This is a genomic window from Corynebacterium sp. 045007 (assembly GCF_040743205.1).
Taxonomy (GTDB): domain Bacteria; phylum Actinomycetota; class Actinomycetes; order Mycobacteriales; family Mycobacteriaceae; genus Corynebacterium; species Corynebacterium jeikeium_D.
The window spans coordinates 1-20,464 of record NZ_JBFLKW010000027.1 but is presented as its reverse complement, the minus strand read 5'-3'; the positions used below and the strand labels follow the sequence as shown (position 1 = coordinate 20,464).

Below are 20,464 nucleotides of genomic sequence, written 5' to 3'. Positions count from 1 at the left end.
CAATGGGTTTGATGGCACTGTATTTCGTTCGGCGGGTTTGCTTCACTACTTCTCCTGGTCGAAAGTGGTGATGCATTCACCGCCTGAACCTACCACGCCTGAAGTGTCATAAACGCAGTCACTTTCTTCGCCGGAAATCCTGCAAACCGCCGACGGAGGGATGGGCAGGAACCGCGAAGCGAAGCTCAGCCGACCAACAGAGCTAGCATGCGGACTTTTACTTAACGTCCAACAGGTCGATGACGAAGACCAGGGTCTTACCAGACAGGAAGTGTCCTGCACCAGCCGGGCCGTAAGCTTTCTCCGGCGGGCAAATCAGCTCGCGACGACCGCCGACCTTCATGCCCGGAATGCCTTCCTGCCAACCGGCAATCAGGCCGTTCAGCGGGAACTCGATGGACTGGCCACGGTTCCAGGAAGAGTCGAACTCTTCACCGGTTTCGTAGTCAACACCCACGTAGTGGACCTCGACACGAGCACCCGGGGTGGCCTCCTTGCCGTCACCGACAGTGAGGTCGTTGATGACGAGTTCCGTCGGAGCCGGACCGGACTTAGCAGTGAGTTCTGGCTTGGACAAGACAATCTCCTATCACAGTTGGCTTTTTCACAGTTGGTATTCAGCCCAACGTAAATGGACCCAACTTAAATGGGGTTTCTTAGAATTCTAGGAAAAATAAAAGGCGCGTACCAACCTTTCGAAGGCTAGTACGCGCCTTTTCGCGTTTTCAACGCTGGACTTTTCTATGCTGAGTTACCTGCGAGGAACCCCCTACGCAGTAATCGCTAGAAACCTTAGCGCTGGTCGCGCGGAACGAAGTCACGCTCGGTCTCGCCGGTGTAAATCTGGCGAGGGCGGTTGATCTTCGATGCCGGGTCAGTGACCTGCTCGTTGAACTGAGCAATCCAGCCCGGGAGGCGGCCGATGGCGAACAGGACGGTGAAGAAGTCCGTCGGGAAGCCCATGGCGCGGTAAATCAGACCGGTGTAGAAGTCAACGTTCGGGTAGAGCTTGCGGGAGACGAAGTAGTCATCAGCCAGTGCAATCTCTTCCAGCTTCATAGCCAGATCCAGCAGCTCGTCGCCGCCGAGGTGCTGGAGCACCTCGTGAGCGGTCTTCTTAGCGATAGCTGCACGCGGGTCGTAGGACTTGTAGACGCGGTGACCGAAGCCCATCAGTCGGACGCCCGGCTCCTTGTTCTTCACGCGGTTCATGAACTCGGTTGCGTCGCCACCGTGGTTCTGCTGGATGTCCTCGAGCATCTCCAGAACAGCCTGGTTAGCGCCACCGTGCAGCGGGCCAGACAGAGCGTTGATACCAGCAGCGATGGAGACGAACATGGAAGCGCCGGAGGAAGCGACCATGCGGACGGTGGAGGTGGAGCAGTTCTGCTCGTGGTCAGCGTGCAGGATGAGCAGCTTGTCCAGAGCATCAACCACTACCGGATCAACCTCGTAGTCAGCGGTCGGGTAACCGAACATCATGCGCAGGAAGTTCTCGCGAGCGTTCAGGTTGTTGTCCGGGTACATGTACGGCTCACCCTTGGATGCGCGGTAAGCGTATGCAGCCAGCATCGGGACCTTAGCCATCAGGCGAACCGCAGCCAGGTTGCGCTGCTCTTCGTTCAGCGGATCCAGCTCGTCCTGGTAGTAGGAAGCCAGGATGTTGACCGAGGAAGCCAGGGTCTGCATCGGGTGTGCGCCACGCGGGAAGATGCTGAATGCGCGACGGAAGTCCTCGTCCAGCAGGGTGTGGTGACGAATGTCGTGGTTGAACTGCGCAAGCTCTTCCTCAGACGGAAGGTGGCCGTGAATCAGTAGGTAGGAAACCTCGTTGAAGGTAGCCTTCTCAGCCAGCTGCTCAATCGGGTAACCGCGGTAGCGCAGGATGCCGTTACCGCCGTCGATGTAAGTGATCTTGGACTCGGTAGAACCGGTGGCGGTGTAGCCCGGGTCAAAGGTGGTCAGTCCAGTTTCCTGGAGCATCTTGCCCAGTGCAATACCGTCGTTACCCTCGGTTGCCTTGACGATGTCCATCTCGAACTCGCCGCCCGGGTAGTGGAGTACAGCCTTGCCGTCTTTAGTAGCCACAACTTCCCTTTCACAGAAAAATTCTTCTTAACGACTCCAGAGTGCGGGGGAAGCAGGCACAGCGGAAAACAGCATGCTGCCTCCCAACTCCACGCCACCCCTTCGGGGTCGCATTGTTTTCAATGATTCAATTATGCGCGACATTTGCGTTCCATTGCATCTTGCCCAGTGAAAAAAGTTTGCTTAGTTCACATCGACCGTGTCGTAACCATAAAGAACCGACACCTGCAGTGGATTAGAACACACAATATCAAAGAGTGTGAGCAGTGCAACACCCTCTACCCCATTCGGGCAGCCTGGGCTTACCCAATCTTGACCCCTCTTTACCCCGAAATGCAAATGGAAAAACGGGTTTATTACGTTGTCACTGCTTATTTACTAATCAGGAGGTCAGGAGCACATTCAACAGCCAATGTCTTTAAAAGTTCAAAAGCCATCGAGTCGACGCCCGAAAACACATCGACTAAATCCACAATAATTCACCCCTCGCCGCCCGCCCGAGGCCCCACACCGCCAAGTTTTCAGCACCAACAAAACTGGAAAAAATTCTTCGCAAACTTTGCAAATACGCCAATCCACCCTGTTTTGTTATGCAAAGTACGGAAGCGGGGGCAATTGAACCCCACCCTTTTGCTATAAGTACCCCCGATTACCGCTAGAGTTTGAAGACAACGGCTGTATATCAAGCTTCACTTTGAATGCACTTTGAAAGGTTGCGCCTCATATGAGCGATCAATTCCCAGTCCTCCCTGAAGAGTTCCAGCCCGGCGACGGCCGCTTTGGCTGCGGCCCGTCGAAGGTTCGCCCGGCACAGATTCAGGCAATCGTTGACGGCGGTACCTCTATCATGGGTACCTCCCACCGTCAGCCGGCAGTGAAGAACGTTGTTGGTGAGGTTCGCGAGGGTCTGGCTGAGCTCTTCCAGCTTCCGGAAGGCTACGAGATAGTCCTGTCCCTCGGCGGCGCAACCGCTTTCTGGGATGCTGCCACCTTTGGGCTCATCGAGAAGAAGTCGGCTCACCTGACTTACGGTGAGTTCTCCTCCAAGTTTGCCAAGGCCTCCAAGATGGCTCCGTGGCTCGACGCTCCGCAGATCATCGAAGCAGAGCCAGGTTCCGCACCTGAGGTTGTCGCTGGTGAAGAGGGCGTTGACCTCATTGGTTGGGCTCACAACGAGACCTCCACCGGCACCATGGTTCCGGTCACCCGCCCGGCAGGTTCCGAGGGCCAGCTCGTCGCCATCGATGCCACCTCCGGCGCCGGTGGCCTCCCCGTCGACATGTCCCAGGCTGACGTCTACTACTTCTCCCCGCAGAAGTGCTTCGCTTCCGACGGCGGCATCTGGTTGGCTGCGATGTCCCCGGCCGCCATCGAGCGTATTGAGAAGATCAATTCTTCCGACCGCTTCATCCCGGCCTTCCTGAACCTACAGACTGCCGTTGACAACTCCCGCAAGAACCAGACCTACAACACCCCGGCCGTCAGCACCTTGCTGATGCTGGTTGATCAGGTCAAGTGGATGAACGCCAACGGCGGCCTCGACGGCATGGTCGCTCGCACCACCGAGTCCTCCTCCCACCTCTACAACTGGGCTGAGAACCGCGCGGAGGCAACTCCGTTCGTCACCGATGCTGCGAAGCGCTCGCTGGTCGTCGGCACCATCGATTTCGAGGACAACATCGACGCCGCACAGATTGCCAAGGTTTTGCGCGCCAACGGCATCCTCGACATCGAGCCGTACCGCAAGCTGGGCCGCAACCAGCTGCGCATCGGTATGTTCCCGGCCATCGACCCGGAGGACATCCGTCGTCTGACTGGCGCTATCGACTGGGTTCTGGACAACGGCTACGCTGCCAAGTAATAGCAGGGCAGCTAGCAGCAAGGCAGCTGCCAAGTAGCAGTATGGCCGCTGCAACGTAACGCCAAATTGGTCGCAGAGCAACCGCCATTTACCGGCCTCAGCCGCTTAACTCCCGCGCCACGCGCAAGGGCATTGCCCCATTTGTCCGTGACGCGGGAGTTTTGTCGTTTACCATGATTAGTGAGCATTACTTATAACGTCGACCAACAAGGAGGTTCTCGCATGAGGGAGCTGAAGCCCGTTCTGGACGGCGATGTGACCGATTCACTGATTCTCGTTCCCGCTGATATCACCGAGCAGGAACGGCAGGAGGGACTTCGCTTCACGCTGCCTCTCGACGAGAACCTGCGCACTTTCCTGGTCGAGCACTTCGAGCTCGCCGATGCCACTGGTTCCCCTGCTGTAGCTGATTCCGCATCGCTTGCCGACGGATCCAGCGCCGCCACCGCCACTGCCAGCGGTAGCTCTGGGGAGAGTGCTACCGCAGAGAGGGGCTCCACCGACGGAAGTTCCACTAGTGGCAGCACAGCGGAAGCCACCACCGCAAGCGGCGACGCGGCCGAAGGCAGCGAGGCGGCCGGCAACTCCGCTACGGCAGGCGGGGCACCGAAGAAGACTCCAACGGCACCGAAGCCAGTTCTGGAAGAGCCCCGCGTAGTTTTGTCGCCGCGCGAGATTCAGGATCGCATTCGCAGCGGCCAGACGGTGGAGGAGCTCATTGAGTACAGCGGCATGCAGCCGCGCAAGATTGAGTCCTTCGCCTACCCGGTGCTTGCGGAGCGCGCACGTATTGCGGAGCTCGGCAAGCAGTCGAAGCCACGTCGCATTGATGGCCCGGCCAAGTTGTCCCTGTGGGAGATTCTCGCCACCGCTTTTGCCGCCCGTGGCCAGGAACTCGCCGATGCCTCGTGGGACGCCTACCGCGACCCGAGTGGACAGTGGATTGTGACGGTTACTTGGAATGTCGGCCACACCACCAACGTAGCTGAGTGGAGTTACCAGGCGGAGGGACTTTCCGCGCTCACCATTGCTCGCAATGAGCTGGCAGCAGAGCTGATTGACCCCGACTTTGCCCGCCGCAACCGAGACTTGGCTCCGCAGGCCAATCGAGCTGCTGATACCGCGGATACCTCTGAGATGCCAGCCGCATGGCAGTCTTCGGCGGAGCCGCAGCGAGGCCACGGGGAGCAGGATGTTCCGTCGCAAAGCGATGCCGCCGACGACGATATTGACGAGGCGGAGTTCTTGCAGCACCCGGACGCGGAGCAGCCGAAGCGCAAGAAGAAGACTGTCATGCCGTCGTGGGAGGATGTGCTACTCGGCGTACGTCCGAACGGCCCGAAGAAGTAGGAGTTTCCCTCGACAATGAGCTCCATGACCAGTGGCAACGCTTCTGATTTCGAATTCTCCGCGATTCGCCGCGGTGTAGTCACGATTTGGTTTATCAGCACCAATGACCCTGCTGCGACCCTGGAGACAGGTGTTCAGCATGACCGCGGTTTCGGGCGTCGTTTCCTAGCTCTCTATGACTCGACGTTGCCGGTAACACCGATTGGTGATTTCCCGCTCAACCGCTCGGCGGAAACCGGTGACGGTGAATACTACATCGGTGGATTTGAGGGCGTTGCCGTACTGCAGACGGTTCTCGATGATGTCTCGCAGCTGTCCAAGCTGTCGCCTCGTCTGCGCCAGGAGATTGCCGCCACGGACGTCTACGCGAGTGTGTCGAATAAATCCACGGGCTTCGGTGCCTTTGCGCATTGGCACGATGGTGAGCTCAAGCGTGCTTTCTCCGCTACTCGCTACCGCACACTGGAAGACATCGGTCTTCCCTGCCCCGCAGAGGGCAGCTTCTGGGCGGGCAAGCACCGCCCGCTGCCCGATGCTTTCGAAGGTACGGGTTCACGTCCACGCGAGGGGGTCGGTTTGCCGTTCGTTCCGGCAGAGCTTGCCGACGCCGTCATCACCGACTGGCTCGGATTCGACCCGCATTCGCCCGCTACCGATATCCCTGTGAGTGGTTTTGCGGTGGATGGCCGTCGTGCGGCTCCCGGGGCTTCGTATTCGACGTCTCGTAGTCCACGCGGGCTAATGGGTGAGCCGGGTTCGTCCGAGTCTGGCGCAGAGCTTGACCGCGCCTACGACGACTACGAAGTTCACAACGCAGAGCCGAACCGAGACTTTCTGGAGGAGCTCAGTCGCTTTGGGGCTAAGGCCAAGAACTTCGCTGGCCGCACCTGGCAGCGGGCGCGAGGCAAGTTCGGGAAATAGTTTCTACCGCCCTGCGCGCTGCGACTGAACGCGCAGTCGCTCGTAGAACGCGATCGCCGCGGAGGTAGCCACATTCAGGCTGTCAGTTCCCGGTGACATGGGAATGCGAGCACGCACATCGGTGGCTGCCATCGCGTGCTCGGTAAGCCCCTGCCCCTCAGCGCCAACGAGAATCGCGACCTTGTCCGTGTCCATGGCATCCCACAGGTCCACCGTGCCCGCAGGGGTCATCGACACCACGCGGAAGCCCTGCTCTTTGAGCTGGTCCAGGCTTCGCTGCCAGGTGGTCGTAGTACCGGGCAGAGTCGCAAATGAGACTGTCAGCACATGCCCCATGGAAACGCGCACGCTGCGGCGATACAGCGGATCGGCGCAGGCCGCGCCGAAGACGACCCCATCCACGCCCATGCCCGCCGCGTTACGGAACAGGGCTCCGATGTTCTCGTGGTCACCGACTCCCTCCATCACGGCCAAGGTGGTGGCTCCGCTCAGAACTTGGTCCACCGATAGCTCCGGCGCGCGGTCAGCGGTGGCCAGAAGGCCGCGGTGAAGATCAAATCCGGCCGCTGCGGCCAGAACCTCGCGGTCGAGTTCAAACCAGGGCACTGTTTCCGCAACAGCGGCCTCGCTCGCGGTCAGTCCGTCGGCAAGCGATGCGAGCTTCTGGCGAGTACCAAAGACTGCGCGGAGCGGAAAGCGTGAGCGCACTAACCGCGGCACAATGAGCGTGCCTTCGGCGATGACCAGCCCCTTCCCACCGGGCAAATCGGGGCGGGAATCGGACTTGTTGAGGTTGCGGATGTCATCGAGACGGCTGTCTGCGGGATCGTCGACGACGATGGGCGCAAAGCGTTCGAGGGATGTGGTGGTACTCATGGAAACTCTTTAGCCGCCCAGCAGAGCGGTGAACGGATCGGCGGCGAAGTAGATGATGAACAGGCCGGAGACAATCCACATCAGCGGATGCACGGACTTGGCACGACCCGAGAAGATAGCCATCGCAGCAAAGGTGATGAAACCGATGCCGATACCATTTGCAATCGAGTAGGTAAACGGCATGGTGACAATAGTCAAAAATGCTGGCAGTGCGATGTCGAAACGGGTGAAATCAATCTCGGTAATCTGCTCGATCATCATGGCACCGACGATGACCAGCACTGGCGCGGCAGCCTCGATGGGCACGATTTCATAGAGCGGGGTGAAAAACATCGCCGCCAGAAAGAGGATGCCGGTGACAATGTTGGCAAGGCCAGTCCGTGCACCATCGGCGATGCCCGCTGCGGAGTCCACAAAGACGGTGTTCGACGAGGAGCTGACTGCACCACCGACAATGGCACCGGTGCCTTCGACAACCAGTGCGCGCTTCATGTCCGGCAGCACACCGTCTTCATCGACAAGTGCGGCCTGCTTGCCCAGACCAGTCATCGTGCCCATGGCATCGAAGAAGTTCGCCAGGACCAAGGTAAACAGCAGCATGGTGGCGCTGAGGGCACCGACGCGGGCAAAGGATCCGAAAAGATCCACAGCTCCAACGAGGGACAAGTCCGGCATGCCGCCTACGCGGTCCGGCAGAGTCGGTACCGCGAGATTCCAACCGGTCGGCACTGGCTTGCCATCAGCGAAGGAGGGGCCCGCATCCGTCAAGGCCTCGACTGCGAGCGCAATGATGGTATTCAGCACGATGCCGATGAACAGGCCACCTGGAATATTGCGGACAACCATGATGCCGCAGATAATCAGCCCGAGGACGAACACGGCGGTCGGCCACGAGGCAATCTGACCATTGATGCCGAGCTGCACCGGGACAGTCGTGTCAGCGGCATCGGGAATACGGCGAACCAGGCCACCGTCGACCAGACCAATCATGGCAATGAATAGGCCGATACCCACACTCATCGCGGCCTTCATATCGGACGGAATCGCGTGGAAGACAGCTGTGCGGAATCCGGTCAGCGCTAGCAGCACGATAATCACGCCGTCCAGCACGACCAGCCCCATCGCTTCTTCCCAGGCCAGCCCCTCGTTAGCAACGAATGTCACGGCAACCAGGGTGTTGATGCCCAGGCCCGTCGCAATGCCGAAGGGGTACTTGGCAAAGAGACCAAAAGTAATGGTCATGACACCCGCGGCGAGCGCGGTGACAGCGGCGACCTGCGGTATCCCCAAGCTATTGCCGTTGACATCCTCGATATTGCCAAGGATCAGCGGGTTGAGCAGAATGATGTAGGCCATCGCGAAGAAGGTCACTACGCCACCGCGAATCTCGGTCACGGTCGTCGAACCGCGCTCCGTGATGTGAAAATAGCGGTCCACTGCCGAAAGATGGCTCCCCTTCCGTGCAGGCTTGGAGTCCTTCGCCTCATCTGAGGATGTTGCAGAGGTGGACGTACCTTTGTCCATTTTTTATGCCTCTCTAGAGTCTCTTTATTATCCGTGTCACGTGTTTATCCGTGTCAGAGCGGAATTATTGTGCCGAAATCCGTAACGGTGCAGTCTCTGGGGCCACAGTGGTGTCGAAACTGCACCTTCTTCGTCATCGTGTTTGCCTAGGTGGAAAGCTACAGGTGCGAATCCTGGTAGGGTTCCGCCACCGGAGCGCCCTGCCCCGTTACTTCCGGGATGGCTGAGTGAGCACCGCAGCCGTGGTCAAAGCTTACGGCCGTGGCATCGAATGTCCATTCGTTGACGCACACACCCCAGTTCTTACCGAGCGGCCCGGTCAACGGAACCATAAAGGCGCAGGTTCGGCAGCGATGCAATGCTTCCCGAGCGAAGTCACTCTCGGGGCCGGTATCGCCCTCTTCCCAGCGCTGCTCGGTATCTTCCACACCACGCGCCGACAAGGTGCGGGTCTGCAAGTCATCGCCGTCGAGTCGCTCATCTCCCACTGCAGCCGGCAACAGATCGCGCGGACCGAGGTCACCGGGGCGCAGCCGCTCCTCGTAGGGCACCCATTCAGGCGCCTGCAGCGCGGTTTCGCCAGGAACAAGAGCTACTTCACTGACCGTCGCCTGTTGAGTACCCGGCGCGCACGCGACCACCACATGCCACTCCCAGCCCCTGTATCCGGGCAGGTCAGCCGCAAAACGATGCACCGCAACGCCCTCGCCTACGACACTTACACCGGTGTGCGCGCCGGCAGGCCCCTCCCCGAGCTCTTCAATCGCGGTACGGGCAGTGTCGACCGCCTGGTGATTCATCACCTTCCCCCGTCGGCGGCTGTTTCGGGAACGTCGTCGATTTTCAGTCACGTTTCCTATCCTAGAGTGAAGCTATGGACAGATTCCCGTCGGGCGACGCAAAACTCGCCCGCCCCTTCCACTCATCACGCTTTACGACGGCCCGAGCTGCCATCCTCTCCGTGACAACTGCCGCCCTATTGGCCGGTTGTGCGGCTGAAACTGGTTCAGGTGGCAATCCCTCAGGCGAGGCCCCTTCTAGTGGCGCTAGTGCGGACTCGAACTCCGGCACCGCCCCAAGGTCGACTTCGGCATCGGTTAATCCCTCCGAGCTGGTCGGTGCCGATAAGGTGCCGGGGCTCGGTGACGTTCCGACACTGAAACTGGCCATCGAGCAGTCCTATCCTGTTTTGGCTCCACCACTTCCCACGGAGAAGAATGTCGCTGCGCCTTTCGTCCAGGGCCTTGAGTTCGAACCCGATGGCTCTTTGTTGATGGGTACCGGCCTCTACGGCGAGTCCCAGATTTACCGATTGCCACAGTGGCTCGACAACTCTGCAGCCGAGCCGACCAACGTGGAAGATTTACAGCCTGAACTCTTCGGCGAGGGGATTACCCGTCATGGAGATACCGTGTGGCAGCTGACGTGGAAGGAAGGACGCGCCATTGAACGCGACGCGGCTACTCTCAAGCAGCGTCGCGAGGTTCCCTTCGACACCGAGGGCTGGGGCGCGTGCTCCTTCGAGGACACCATCGTGACCTCCGACGGCAGTGGCACCCTCACTTTCCGCGCCCCCGATGACCTCTCTTCCCAGCGTCAACTGCCCGTCACTGCAGCAGGTACAGAGACAACGTGGCTCAACGAACTCGAGTGCGTCACTGTCGACGGCGACGCAGCTCCGGACGAAGTGCCGGACGAAGCACCAGCGGACACGAGCGATTCAAACAACCAGAGCAACGCGGACGGACCAAACTCCCCGCAATCGCACCGCGAGATTTGGGCCAACGTGTGGCAGAGTCCATTCATCTACCGCATCAACCCGGAAGACGGAAAGGTCACAGGCATCGTCGATGCCACCGAACTCTTCCGCGACTTGTACGCGCAGCTCGCCCCGGCAGAGCAAAACAGTATTGATGTGCTCAACGGCATTGCACTAATGCCGGATTCTTCCTCCACCTCCCCCAATGGAACCCGTCAGTTCCTGCTTACAGGAAAGAAATGGCCCACAGCCTACCGTGTTACCGTGAGTGAATAGCAGTATCTGGCCCGAGAACGGCTAGTGTGACTGAACGTAGCTTCAATTCCGTTACGAATGTCGGGAAGTGAGAGTTGATGGGATCGAGTAGGCGCCGCTGGCAACAGAATAGTAAGGCGTTCATGGTTGTCGGCGCTATTGTCGTGGTGGGTCTTGTCGTCACCGGCATTGTCCTTGCTGTCAATAAGTGGACCAACCAGGCAATCGACGATCCTCACGCGCTGTCCATCGAAGTCATTCAAGACGGCGAAACCACAGAGGTTCTTCCCTACCGCGTCTGCGACCTCTTTGAGAAGAATGCCTGCACCACGACTGAGGCCAACGCCGCCAAGATTTCCCTGGGCGAGCAGGAGACAGCTGAGGTTAACGTCGGCTCCACTGTTGGCTCTAACTCTTGGACTCTGCAGCGTTTCTTCTCCGACGATGCGGTCAACTCCACCTCTCGCAAGGATCCGGGCGAAGCCACGACCGAGACCATCGCCGGCTCCGCAGCTGTTGCCGGAAAACGCACCCCACTCGGGGTCGTGGAGGTTTCCACCGCGCTCATCGGAAAGAACTCCGAGGGCGAAGAGACTACCTACGGAATTACTTGGTCGATCGTCAACGAACCGTCGTAAAGCACAGCAAAACGCCCGCTCACTGAGGTTATCCACCTTCGTGAGCGGGCGTTTTTCACATCTTCTACCGACTTACGAGTCCAGCTCGCGCGCGACCGCACGCAGGACTTCAGCCATCTGGTGGCCGTCCTTACGCTCCGGGTAACGCCCGTCGCGCAGGTCACGCTGCACCGTCGACTCCAGCATGGAAATCATGTCCGAAATCATGCCGTTGAGATCGCTGGGGCTGTGCTTCTTTGCTTGACGACGGGCTCCTGCGCCCCCACCTGCCCCGCCACGGCGGTGACGGGCACCGCGCGGTCCCTCGTCGAGCACCTTGATCCGGAGGGCCTGCGGGCCTGGGCGGCCGTCAGCGTAGTCGTACTCCAGGCGCTGACCAGTTACGAGTTCTTCCACGCCTTTCGGCAGCACGTTCTTGCCGATGTAGACATCTTCACCGTCCGGATTCGAAACGAAGCCAAAACCGCGATCCTTGTCGTACCACCTGACCTTACCGATGGGCACTTTCCACCTAACCTTCCCGTGCCCTGTGACTGGGGGCACTCAACCTCGTTCCCCTTGTGCAGCGGTGACTGCCCTTCGGGGTCTTCGGATCGGAGATGCAATTCTTCCGCATTTGCCACCGTCCTCGCACGCACAAACGGCCAGAGTTAGAGGCTCGCTCGGGGCGAGCTTGGCCAGACAGGACCGCGAGGATATGCCAGGCCGGGTGCTGTCTTAATGGTGTTCCTTTAATTAAGGTGCGACCAAAACAGGACGCACTCCAACCGGGAACACATTATTTATTACTGCTTACTAGTGCGAAGTGGCGGCAGCGGTAGCGGCGTGCATGTGCACGTCACCTCCGATTACCTAAAGAACTCAATTATACCCATAGATGGGGACATAAAGGGAAGACGGATCTGTGTGAAGCGAGCACTCTCGCGGATTGACGCACCGAGACGGCAACTAACTGCCAGCGTTGGTTCTTTATGGCTATCTCTTATGGCCATCCTTCTCAGTGCATGCGGCGCGCCAAAACCGGAAAAATAACAAGACGATAACGTGAGCTTTATCACAATTTGAAGTTTTAACTTACACAACACCAATAACAGTCACGTCTCTTACCTGCAGTTTCACCTACTTTTATGTATATTGCCCACCTGCGCTCAAAATTAAGAATCCGGCGATTCGCGTGACTATTTCGTTATCAACCGCTACGGTGTGCAATCGACGCGTTTAACGGACGAAGTCGCATAGATCGCCTTCATCTCACTCCAGTGCGATGACATCGGCCCGTTATCAATAACGTGAAGAACTTTCCATAAGAGTGAGATGGGGTTGCATTAGCCCCACTGGCGCCACAAAGAAAATCGACGAAAAGGAAATTTTCATATGGCTCGCCACGCAGCTAAGACCAACACCTTCGCTTCCACTTCGGCAAAGGTTGCACTGACCGGCGCAATCCTCGGTGCCGGTGCCGCTATCTTCGCACCGACCGCTTCTGCAGCTCCGGACTCCGACTGGGACCGCCTGGCACAGTGTGAGTCCGGTGGCAACTGGCACATCAACACCGGAAACGGCTACTACGGCGGCCTGCAGTTCTCCGCAAGCACCTGGAACGCTTTCGGTGGTAACGAGTTCGCTTCGACCGCTGATCAGGCTTCCCGCGAGCAGCAGATCTACGTTGCTGAGAAGGTCCTGGCTCAGCAGGGTTGGGGCGCATGGCCGGCTTGCTCCGCAAGCCTGGGTCTCTCCTCCGGCCCGACCGATCGTCCGCACCCGAGCCAGGGCTCCGCTCCTGTTCGCGCACAGGCCGCTCCGGCAGCTGCTGCTTCCGACTCCAAGGCTGACCTGGTTCAGCAGTTCGCTGACCGCCTGTCCAACGTCGACAGCCTGTCCGACGCTCAGGCACTCATCGCTGAGTTCCGTGCACTGACCGGCGAGGTTGAGCTCCCGCAGGAACTGGTCGCAGCCATTCCGTTCGACCTGTCGAAGCTGCAGGGTCTGATTTAAGACTTTCGAGCTAGCCAGCTCATCACAGTAGCCCCGAGGGTAATCCCCTCGGGGCTACTTTTTGCCTTCCCCAGATTGGCGGTGCCGACCCAACGCGAGTTAGTGACTGCGTTTATGACAAAAATGGCCCGAAAAATGGCTTGAAAGTGTCATAAACTTACACAGTTTCACATTTGCAGCCCGCATCCATGGGGCCATTCCGGTGGATTGGCCAAAAAACTGGGCTTGAATAAGCCCCCGCCCACTTCAAGCCCCCACTTCAAGCGCCCCTACTCAAGCCCCCCCCGCCCCGAGGCCACTGATGTGAAAACCCGCAGCCATGGCTGAACTAGCAGTCACGGCTGCGGGCCTCCAGCAGAAGTAGCTCTGCTAAGAATCTAAAAGATTACTTGTTAATCACCGTGGTCGGGTGCACGTAACCCAGAGTCTCCGGATCAACCGGGAACTCAATGTCGCCGAAAGGCGAATCTGCACCAGCGTGGTGAGCAATCAGTTCAGTAACAGCGTGCTGACCAGGCTCGAGGTCCTTCGGCCAGCCGGGATCGACATAGGATTTCTTTGCAACGTTAGCCATGCTGAGATTATCCCAAAAATTTTCTCCCCAGTCACCTTCTCCCCTCCTTAAATCTCACTAAAGTGGGGATTGTCATGACTAGCACCACCCCCTTTGCACTCTTTTCCGACTGGCTGGCAGGTCAACCAGACCAATTTGTGGGCACTATCCTCAGCAATCGCCCCGATGCGCTGTCGCCACCGCCGAAGTCTTCCCAGGTGCTAGCGGCAAGGCTCCAGCTCCGCGCTTCTGTCTCCCGCGCGCTGACCAGACTGCCCGCACTGGAGCTCGCCTGCATTGAGGCTGCCGCTGACCTCGGTGCCGACGCCGAACCCGTCACTGCGGACGCCCTCATCGACTACATTCTCGACTTACTCTCTCGAGCAGAGGTTCCCGCCAATCAACGGCCCACGGCCACGCATATTCGGACAAGCCTCGATACCCTGCGCGAATACGGCCTCATCTGGGGCAACGGCCCCGGCCCCCGCGGCACCTTCACCGGCAAGTCCACCCGCAAGAAGCCTCTGCCCTGGCAGGACTACTTCTGCCTCAGCGATGAGGTCGCCACCTCGTTGCCACCTGGCTGGTATCTTCTGCCCAATCCCGATGGCCCAAGCCGCAGTCAGCTACGCACGGCACTCACCGAGGTTACAGACAGACAGCAGCGGCTTCTGGACACCCTCGCCAACTCCGGAGGTCTCGGCGTTACAAAGGACGCTCATCCGGATGCCGACCCTTCGCTGCCGGTCCCAGCGCTCATCAACGCCGGCCTGCTCGAACGCATCGACGAGGGCACCGTCCGCCTGCCCGCCACCGTTCGCGCGCTTATGCGTGGAGTCGGGCTTGCCGACGACGACGTCCCCCTGCGCCCCGAAACCCCCGCTACCCACGTGATTGCCAGCGGTAACGACCGTGCTGCCGCCACTGCCTGGGAAACTTTGCGACAGGCGACTGACCTGCTGGACTTGCTGGGAACCGACCCCGCGCCGACATTGAAAAACGGTGTCATTGGAGTGCGGGAAACCCGCAGTCTCATCGAGGAGCTCGGCGTCGACATCTCGGAGTTGGCTCGCGGCGTGGCTAACCTCAGTGCAGCGGGGCTGGTTCATGTCGGCACTCCGCATCCGCTGCCACTGCATGACACCGGTGGTGACTATTTCGCCCCCACGCTGGCAGCCGACGGCTTCCTCGACGCCGACCTGGTTGACCGGTGGGTGAGTTTGACGGTCGGCACTCGCACTAGCGACGCAGCTCCCTGGCGGGTCGACCAGCTCAATGAGGAAGGCAAGCGCATTGCTCTACTCTCCCCACAAGCTCGGCTCTCCGGGGTACCGTCAATCCGGGAAATGGTGCTGGCCTGCTGTGCGCAGGTGGCGTCGTCGGCAAGCGACAACGACATCGTTGCTCTGACTGACCTGCGTGAATGCGCCGCCTACTACTACCCGATTACCAACGCGAGGTGCACGGACGAGACGCTCAGTGGCGTGGTCGACGAGCTGGTCGCCCTCGGCATCGTCGTGCGGGACCCGGGCGTGGAAACGATTTCCGTCGGCCTTAGCGAGGTCGGCAAAGCCATGGTCGCGCTCATCGAATCCGGTACCGCCGAGGCCTTCGACGATCTGCGTGCCGCCTGTAACAACCTCTTGCCGCCGGACGCCTCGTACCTGATGGTTCAGGCGGACAACACCATCGTCGTACCGGGCCCCGCATCCCCGGAGATGGAACGCATGCTCAGTTCGATTGCGCAGCTGGAATCTCCCGGCCTCGCCAGCGTCTACCGCGTGACCGAAGACAGCCTTCGCGATGCCCTCGACGCCGGCATCAATGCCGCCGATATCTCGGAGTTTCTTTCGCGCTACGCCGTCGGCGAGGTGCCGCAGTCCATTACCTATTTGCTTGACGACGTCGCCCGCCGCCACGGTCGTCTCCGCGGTGGCCCCGCAGCTTCGTTTATCCGCTGTGACGACCCGGCCCTGCTGGCCTCATTCCAGAGTCACCAGGCTGGGCAAAGCCTGGCGTTGCGGAAGATTGCCGAAACGGTGCTAATTAGCCAGGCCCCGCTTGCCCAGGTGATTGAGACCGCTAGAAATGCGGGCTTTTCCATCATCGCCGAAGATGCAGAGGGTTTGGTGCTGGATCTCGGTCTCGCTCCCTGCCGCATTGAGGCGCCAGCTCCGGTGCCCACTGCGCGTACAACGATGCCCGAACCGGAACGCATCAGCCAGGCGTTGACGGCTATTGCCGATGGCAACCGTGCTGCTGAGCACGCCGGTAGTTCCAGTGGCGCTACGGCCAGTGGCAGCACTGCTGGGGTCTCTGACTCGGCTGCGGATTCGACGACAGGTACGGGCACAGCTGCCGGTGCCAGCACTAGCACCGGTGGCACGAGCGACTACGCCTCCGGCACCGAAGCATTCAAGCTCCTGCAGCGCGCGGCTCGCCACGGTGACGACCTGTATTTGAGCTACGTTGACCGCAACGGCAAACCCGGCCGCAAGCGCGTGCGCCCAGTCACAGTCTCCGGTGGGCAGGTCGATGCAATCGACCCGGCCACCAGCCAAGTGCTGCGCTTCCTGCTGCATCGCATTACCGAAGTACATCCTGTCGACTAGGCGGCGGGCGCGCGGACCGTCGTAAAGCGATGCAGAAGCGAATGTGGCGGTTCGGGATGATTCGAGCCCGTGCCGCATCTTCTGCGTAATCGTGGCAGAATTGACCTTTAGCTTATTTTTGGTCGAATGTCTGCGAGGCGAGGAAATAATGGGTTTCGGTACGGGTCCGCTGATCGTCCAATCGGATAAGACGGTGCTGCTGGAGGTCGATAATCCGGAGGCGGATGCGGCACGCGCGGCGCTGGCACCGTTCGCGGAGCTCGAACGTGCTCCTGAACATGTGCACACCTACCGCATCACCCCGCTGGCGCTGTGGAATGCCCGCGCCGCCGGTCACGACGCGGAGCAGGTGGTCGACGTCCTCGAGCGCTTCTCCAAGTTCCCCGTCCCACAGCCGCTGCTTATCGACGTCGCGGAGACCATGGACCGCTACGGTCGCCTGAGCCTGACCAAGCACCCAGCTCACGGCCTTATTCTGGTTTCACACGACCCTGCGGTACTGGCCGAGGTGACCAAGCACAAAAAGATTCGTCCGATGCTCGGTGAGCAAATCGATGCCGACACCTGGACCGTGCACCCCTCCGAGCGAGGCCGAATCAAACAGGAGCTGCTGAAGGTCGGCTGGCCTGCCAATGACACCGCCGGATACATCGACGGTGAGGCACACGCCATCGCTTGGCAGGATCAGGGCACCGGAGGCCACGACACCTGGGAACTGCGCGACTACCAACGCATGGCGGCTGATTCCTTCCGCGAAGGCGGCTCCGGCGTCGTGGTGCTGCCCTGTGGCGCAGGCAAAACAATCGTCGGTGCAGCGGCCATGGTAGACGCGCAGCGCACCACTTTGATTCTGGTCACCAACACCGTCGCCGGCAGGCAGTGGCGCGACGAGCTGCTGCGACGCACCTCGCTGACCGAGGACGAAATCGGCGAGTACTCCGGCGAAAAGAAGGAAATTCGCCCCGTCACCATTGCGACCTACCAAGTGGTCACGCGCAAGACTAAGGGAGAATACCGCGCACTCGAGCTATTCGATTCCCGCGACTGGGGCCTCATCATCTATGACGAGGTCCACCTCCTGCCCGCTCCTGTGTTCCGAATGAGTGCGGATCTGCAGTCGCGCCGTCGACTGGGGCTCACCGCTACCCTGGTGCGCGAAGATGGCCGCGAGGGAGACGTCTTCAGCCTGATCGGCCCGAAGCGCTACGACGCCCCGTGGAAAGACATCGAAGCCCAGGGCTGGATCGCACCGGCTGACTGCGTTGAGGTCCGCGTGACCCCAACCGAGTCCGAACGCATGCTCTACGCCACGGCTGAGGCCTCCGACAGGTATCGTCTGGCCGCAACGACGCCGACGAAGATTCCCGTCGTCAAGCAAATCCTTGCCCGACACGAGGGCGAACCCGCTCTGGTGATTGGTGCCTACCTGGATCAGCTCGAAGAGATCGGCGAAGAGCTCGGCGTCGACGTCATCGAAGGAAAGACGTCCAACGCCAAACGCGAGGAGCTCTTTGGGAAGTTCCGGCGCGGCGAGATCAACACGCTGGTGGTCTCCAAGGTTGCGAACTTTTCCATCGACCTTCCCGAAGCCTCTGTCGCCGTGCAAATCTCCGGCACCTTCGGTTCCCGACAGGAGGAGGCACAGCGCCTGGGGCGTCTCCTGCGCCCGAAGTCCGATGGTGGTGGCGCCGTCTTTTACTCGGTGGTGACTCGCGATACGCTCGATACCGAATACGCAGCTCACCGCCAGCGTTTCCTGGCGGAACAGGGCTACGCCTACCGAATCGTCGACGCAGACGAGTACCTCGGGCCCTCCCTGCCCGGTGATTCCACCGCTAGCTCGGAATCCTAGAAAACTGGATAACTAAAGGACTGCCATGAACTTTCACTTCCCCGTCAACCGCGAGCACACCAACGCCAACAACGAGTACTACCGCGATGCCCGCCGACTGCTCATCTCCTCCGGCATTTTCTCTGCTCTGCTGCTCGTCGGCGCTGTGCTGGTTCTAATAGTTTTCGACCGCACGCCGTTTGTTATCGGCAGCGCGGTTGTGCTTTTCGCCCTCGCGGCTCTCTACGTCGGCGTTACCTTCCAGGTGCGACGCGCAATTAAGGATCCGCAAGAGCTTTACGACGAATCCCCGCTGGTTCCGGCCATGATTGCGCGTGTGGATGAGCGGACCATGGTGCTGATGACCCTGGTGGACATGCGTAAAAACCCCTCCGATGGCGAGCCCGTCCCGGCCCTGGCTACACGTACGGTCACCACGATTTCCGGTGTCCCCCGCCGCGTGGGCGCGAAGGTGCCAGCTGTTGCTGTGGCCGGTACACACAAGAGCCGCACCGAGTTCTACGACGAGATCACCCCAGTGCCGCTCGCGTGGTCCACTCCAGACAAGTCAATCATTGCCCAAGCCCAGCGCAATATTCCTGTCAACGATTGGAATGTGCTCGAACGCAACATCGACCGGGTGGAAGAGGTACACGCAACGAAGCGCAACCTCCTGCCGCTGAACTAGTCCGGGGGCTGTTGGCCCCCGACATTTTGGCACTGAACTGTTCTAGACCCGCCCCCGATTTCCCTTAGCAGCGCCCCCTCCGCGGTGCTCACATGCACGGCGAGAGCGCCATTGGGAACTGAAACGGATTGACTAGCTCTTGCCCCATGACTCTTCGTTCTGCCGGTCGATCGCTTCCTTATCGTATTCACCTGCCGGATCCTCTGGCAGCTCACGTTCCGTGTGAGTGGCCTCTAGAATGAACCGCGCCGCGTCCGTAATCTGTTCTCGCTGAACCTTTGGAACCGCAATCTGGTGAGTCGCCAAGAATACCGCCTGAGAGGCCTCTCCCCCTGCCTCCTCAACCTTCTTCAGGTACTCGGTAGCTGGCCGAACAACAGTATCGCGGGAGGCCGCCTGAACGTGGACACGCATGCTTCGCGACGGCTCATGCAATCCCGGTGACACTTCCTTTGCCGAATCATCAGAGGTGCCGAAGAATGCCTGCAACCACACCGCAGGAGCACCACGCAGGTCTAGAGCCGGGGCAACGAGCAACAGAGCAACCGGAGTGTCTTGACTAATCTGGTCTACCGCGGAAACAACGTTGTGGCCGCCTGAAGAGACACCATAGAGAACTATCGGGTTCTGATCACTGATGGGCATTGCACCCAATTTTTGAAGCTGCAACGAATCATCTGCGACAGATGCGACTACCCGCGCGATGTCATTGACGGCCTCAGATACCTTGTGCTCTGGTGCAAGCCGGTAATCCACGTCCACAACAATTGCGCCCGATCGGGCTGCCAGGGCAGCCATATTTGGGCCGAAGGAATTCTCACGCAGACTGCCGTCGCCCATCCAGAAAGCGCCGCCGTGTGCGGCAACTACCACAGATCCGGTTGGATCCTCCGGAACAAAAACCCGCACCGGAACGCTAGGACTATCCCCCACCATCGTTTCCGTCACCTCTACCTTGCCGTCGGCATACGCAAGGTATGGCGAAGAATGGTTGACAGCCGCCCCCAGGACCATCATTGAACCGTGAATGATGGCGTCTGGCATACGAGCGCCGCGGTCATTGACTGAAGCACGAGCCTTCTTAATGTCTTCCTCAGAGGCACCCAAGGGGACAACCTCGCTCAAGTAGGAATAGGCCGAGACGTGTTCTTCGAGCCATTCAATAAGCTGTTGTAGCTTACCTTCTTCGGTCGTTACGGGAGTGAAGTTGTCTTGAGCCTCGTCCTCAGAAGAAGCGAGGTTAACCACATCGGAGTTAGGTGTCTGATTAGTCATAGAGACAGTCTGCCACAGAGAGCCAACGAGGATTCACCAAAAGAGGAAACCGAGGATCCGATCGACGCTTAGTTAATTCTGTTTACCTGTGGGTAACAAAAAGTGGGCCGCAGCACCCCAACCCCCACACAAGGGGCAAGGCAACCACGACCCACACAATAAACTTTTTATGCCGGCGGCGACCTACTCTCCCACACCCTCCCGAGTGCAGTACCATCGGCGCTGGTGGACTTAGCTT

Annotated in this window: 17 protein-coding genes; 9 read left to right on the top strand and 8 right to left on the bottom strand. The window is 59.6% G+C overall.

The genetic code is table 11. The annotated features are described in order from the left end of the window. Positions 1-217 precede the first annotated feature (217 nt). Positions 218-577 carry an FKBP-type peptidyl-prolyl cis-trans isomerase gene (locus tag AB1Z34_RS10625; protein WP_005511805.1) on the bottom strand — a complete coding sequence of 120 codons (360 nt, stop codon included), beginning with the start codon at positions 575-577 and terminating at the stop codon, positions 218-220. 215 nt (positions 578-792) lie between these two features. Beyond that, on the bottom strand, positions 793-2,088 hold the full coding sequence (locus AB1Z34_RS10620; protein ID WP_016423307.1) for a citrate synthase: 1,296 nt from the start codon (positions 2,086-2,088) through the stop codon (positions 793-795). 724 nt (positions 2,089-2,812) lie between these two features. Here AB1Z34_RS10620 and serC point away from each other — a divergent pair. The 3 genes from serC to AB1Z34_RS10605 all read left to right on the top strand — a co-directional run bounded on the left by serC (position 2,813) and on the right by AB1Z34_RS10605 (position 6,220). Continuing rightward, positions 2,813-3,949, top strand: coding sequence for a phosphoserine transaminase (serC, locus tag AB1Z34_RS10615; RefSeq protein ID WP_367158330.1), 1,137 nt, complete (start codon positions 2,813-2,815; stop codon positions 3,947-3,949). Positions 3,950-4,171: 222 nt separating this feature from the next. Beyond that, complete coding sequence (sepH, locus tag AB1Z34_RS10610; protein WP_083301581.1) at positions 4,172-5,299, top strand: septation protein SepH; 1,128 nt, start codon at positions 4,172-4,174, stop codon at positions 5,297-5,299. Between the two features lie 15 nt (positions 5,300-5,314). Beyond that, positions 5,315-6,220: a hypothetical protein gene (locus tag AB1Z34_RS10605; protein WP_069359663.1), complete on the top strand. Its 906-nt coding sequence runs from the start codon at positions 5,315-5,317 to the stop codon at positions 6,218-6,220. Positions 6,221-6,223: 3 nt separating this feature from the next. Here AB1Z34_RS10605 and AB1Z34_RS10600 read toward each other — a convergent pair whose 3' ends face one another. The 3 genes from AB1Z34_RS10600 to AB1Z34_RS10590 form a co-directional block, all read right to left on the bottom strand. Then, entirely contained in the window at positions 6,224-7,096 is an 873-nt protein-coding gene (locus tag AB1Z34_RS10600; protein ID WP_367158329.1) for a TrmH family RNA methyltransferase, read from the bottom strand. A gap of 9 nt (positions 7,097-7,105) precedes the next feature. Next, entirely contained in the window at positions 7,106-8,620 is a 1,515-nt protein-coding gene (locus AB1Z34_RS10595; protein WP_367158328.1) for an NCS2 family permease, read from the bottom strand. 158 nt (positions 8,621-8,778) lie between these two features. Continuing rightward, positions 8,779-9,471 (bottom strand): DUF3027 domain-containing protein, encoded by a 693-nt coding sequence (locus AB1Z34_RS10590; RefSeq protein ID WP_224433761.1) that lies wholly within the window; start codon positions 9,469-9,471, stop codon positions 8,779-8,781. A 23-nt stretch (positions 9,472-9,494) separates the two neighbouring features. Here AB1Z34_RS10590 and AB1Z34_RS10585 point away from each other — a divergent pair, with 23 nt between their 5' ends. Further along, positions 9,495-10,655 carry a glutaminyl-peptide cyclotransferase gene (locus tag AB1Z34_RS10585; RefSeq protein ID WP_070602763.1) on the top strand — a complete coding sequence of 387 codons (1,161 nt, stop codon included), beginning with the start codon at positions 9,495-9,497 and terminating at the stop codon, positions 10,653-10,655. A gap of 122 nt (positions 10,656-10,777) precedes the next feature. Further along, on the top strand, positions 10,778-11,272 hold the full coding sequence (locus AB1Z34_RS10580) for a DUF2771 family protein (protein ID WP_016423315.1): 495 nt from the start codon (positions 10,778-10,780) through the stop codon (positions 11,270-11,272). A gap of 72 nt (positions 11,273-11,344) precedes the next feature. On the opposite strand, the gene AB1Z34_RS10575 is transcribed toward AB1Z34_RS10580, so the two are convergent. After that, positions 11,345-11,776: a cold shock domain-containing protein gene (locus tag AB1Z34_RS10575; RefSeq protein WP_258225407.1), complete on the bottom strand. Its 432-nt coding sequence runs from the start codon at positions 11,774-11,776 to the stop codon at positions 11,345-11,347. An 870-nt stretch (positions 11,777-12,646) separates the two neighbouring features. On the opposite strand from AB1Z34_RS10575, the gene AB1Z34_RS10570 reads away from it, so the two are divergent. Next, positions 12,647-13,267 carry a transglycosylase family protein gene (locus tag AB1Z34_RS10570; RefSeq protein ID WP_259803842.1) on the top strand — a complete coding sequence of 207 codons (621 nt, stop codon included), beginning with the start codon at positions 12,647-12,649 and terminating at the stop codon, positions 13,265-13,267. A 385-nt stretch (positions 13,268-13,652) separates the two neighbouring features. Here AB1Z34_RS10570 and AB1Z34_RS10565 read toward each other — a convergent pair whose 3' ends face one another. Then, a complete protein-coding gene (locus AB1Z34_RS10565) occupies positions 13,653-13,841 on the bottom strand; it encodes a hypothetical protein (protein ID WP_016423317.1) in 189 nt (62 codons plus the stop codon). 74 nt (positions 13,842-13,915) lie between these two features. Here AB1Z34_RS10565 and AB1Z34_RS10560 point away from each other — a divergent pair, with 74 nt between their 5' ends. From AB1Z34_RS10560 to AB1Z34_RS10550, 3 genes are all read left to right on the top strand, one after another. Then, positions 13,916-16,432 (top strand): helicase-associated domain-containing protein, encoded by a 2,517-nt coding sequence (locus tag AB1Z34_RS10560; protein ID WP_367158327.1) that lies wholly within the window; start codon positions 13,916-13,918, stop codon positions 16,430-16,432. A 148-nt stretch (positions 16,433-16,580) separates the two neighbouring features. Then, positions 16,581-18,284, top strand: a complete 1,704-nt coding sequence (locus AB1Z34_RS10555; RefSeq protein WP_016423319.1) for a DNA repair helicase XPB — start codon at positions 16,581-16,583, stop codon at positions 18,282-18,284. A 25-nt stretch (positions 18,285-18,309) separates the two neighbouring features. Further along, complete coding sequence (locus tag AB1Z34_RS10550; RefSeq protein ID WP_049171985.1) at positions 18,310-18,951, top strand: DUF3239 domain-containing protein; 642 nt, start codon at positions 18,310-18,312, stop codon at positions 18,949-18,951. A 132-nt stretch (positions 18,952-19,083) separates the two neighbouring features. Here the strand turns inward: AB1Z34_RS10550 and AB1Z34_RS10545 are convergent, their stop codons facing one another. Continuing rightward, entirely contained in the window at positions 19,084-20,226 is a 1,143-nt protein-coding gene (locus tag AB1Z34_RS10545; protein ID WP_070429505.1) for an alpha/beta hydrolase, read from the bottom strand. Positions 20,227-20,464 lie beyond the last annotated feature (238 nt).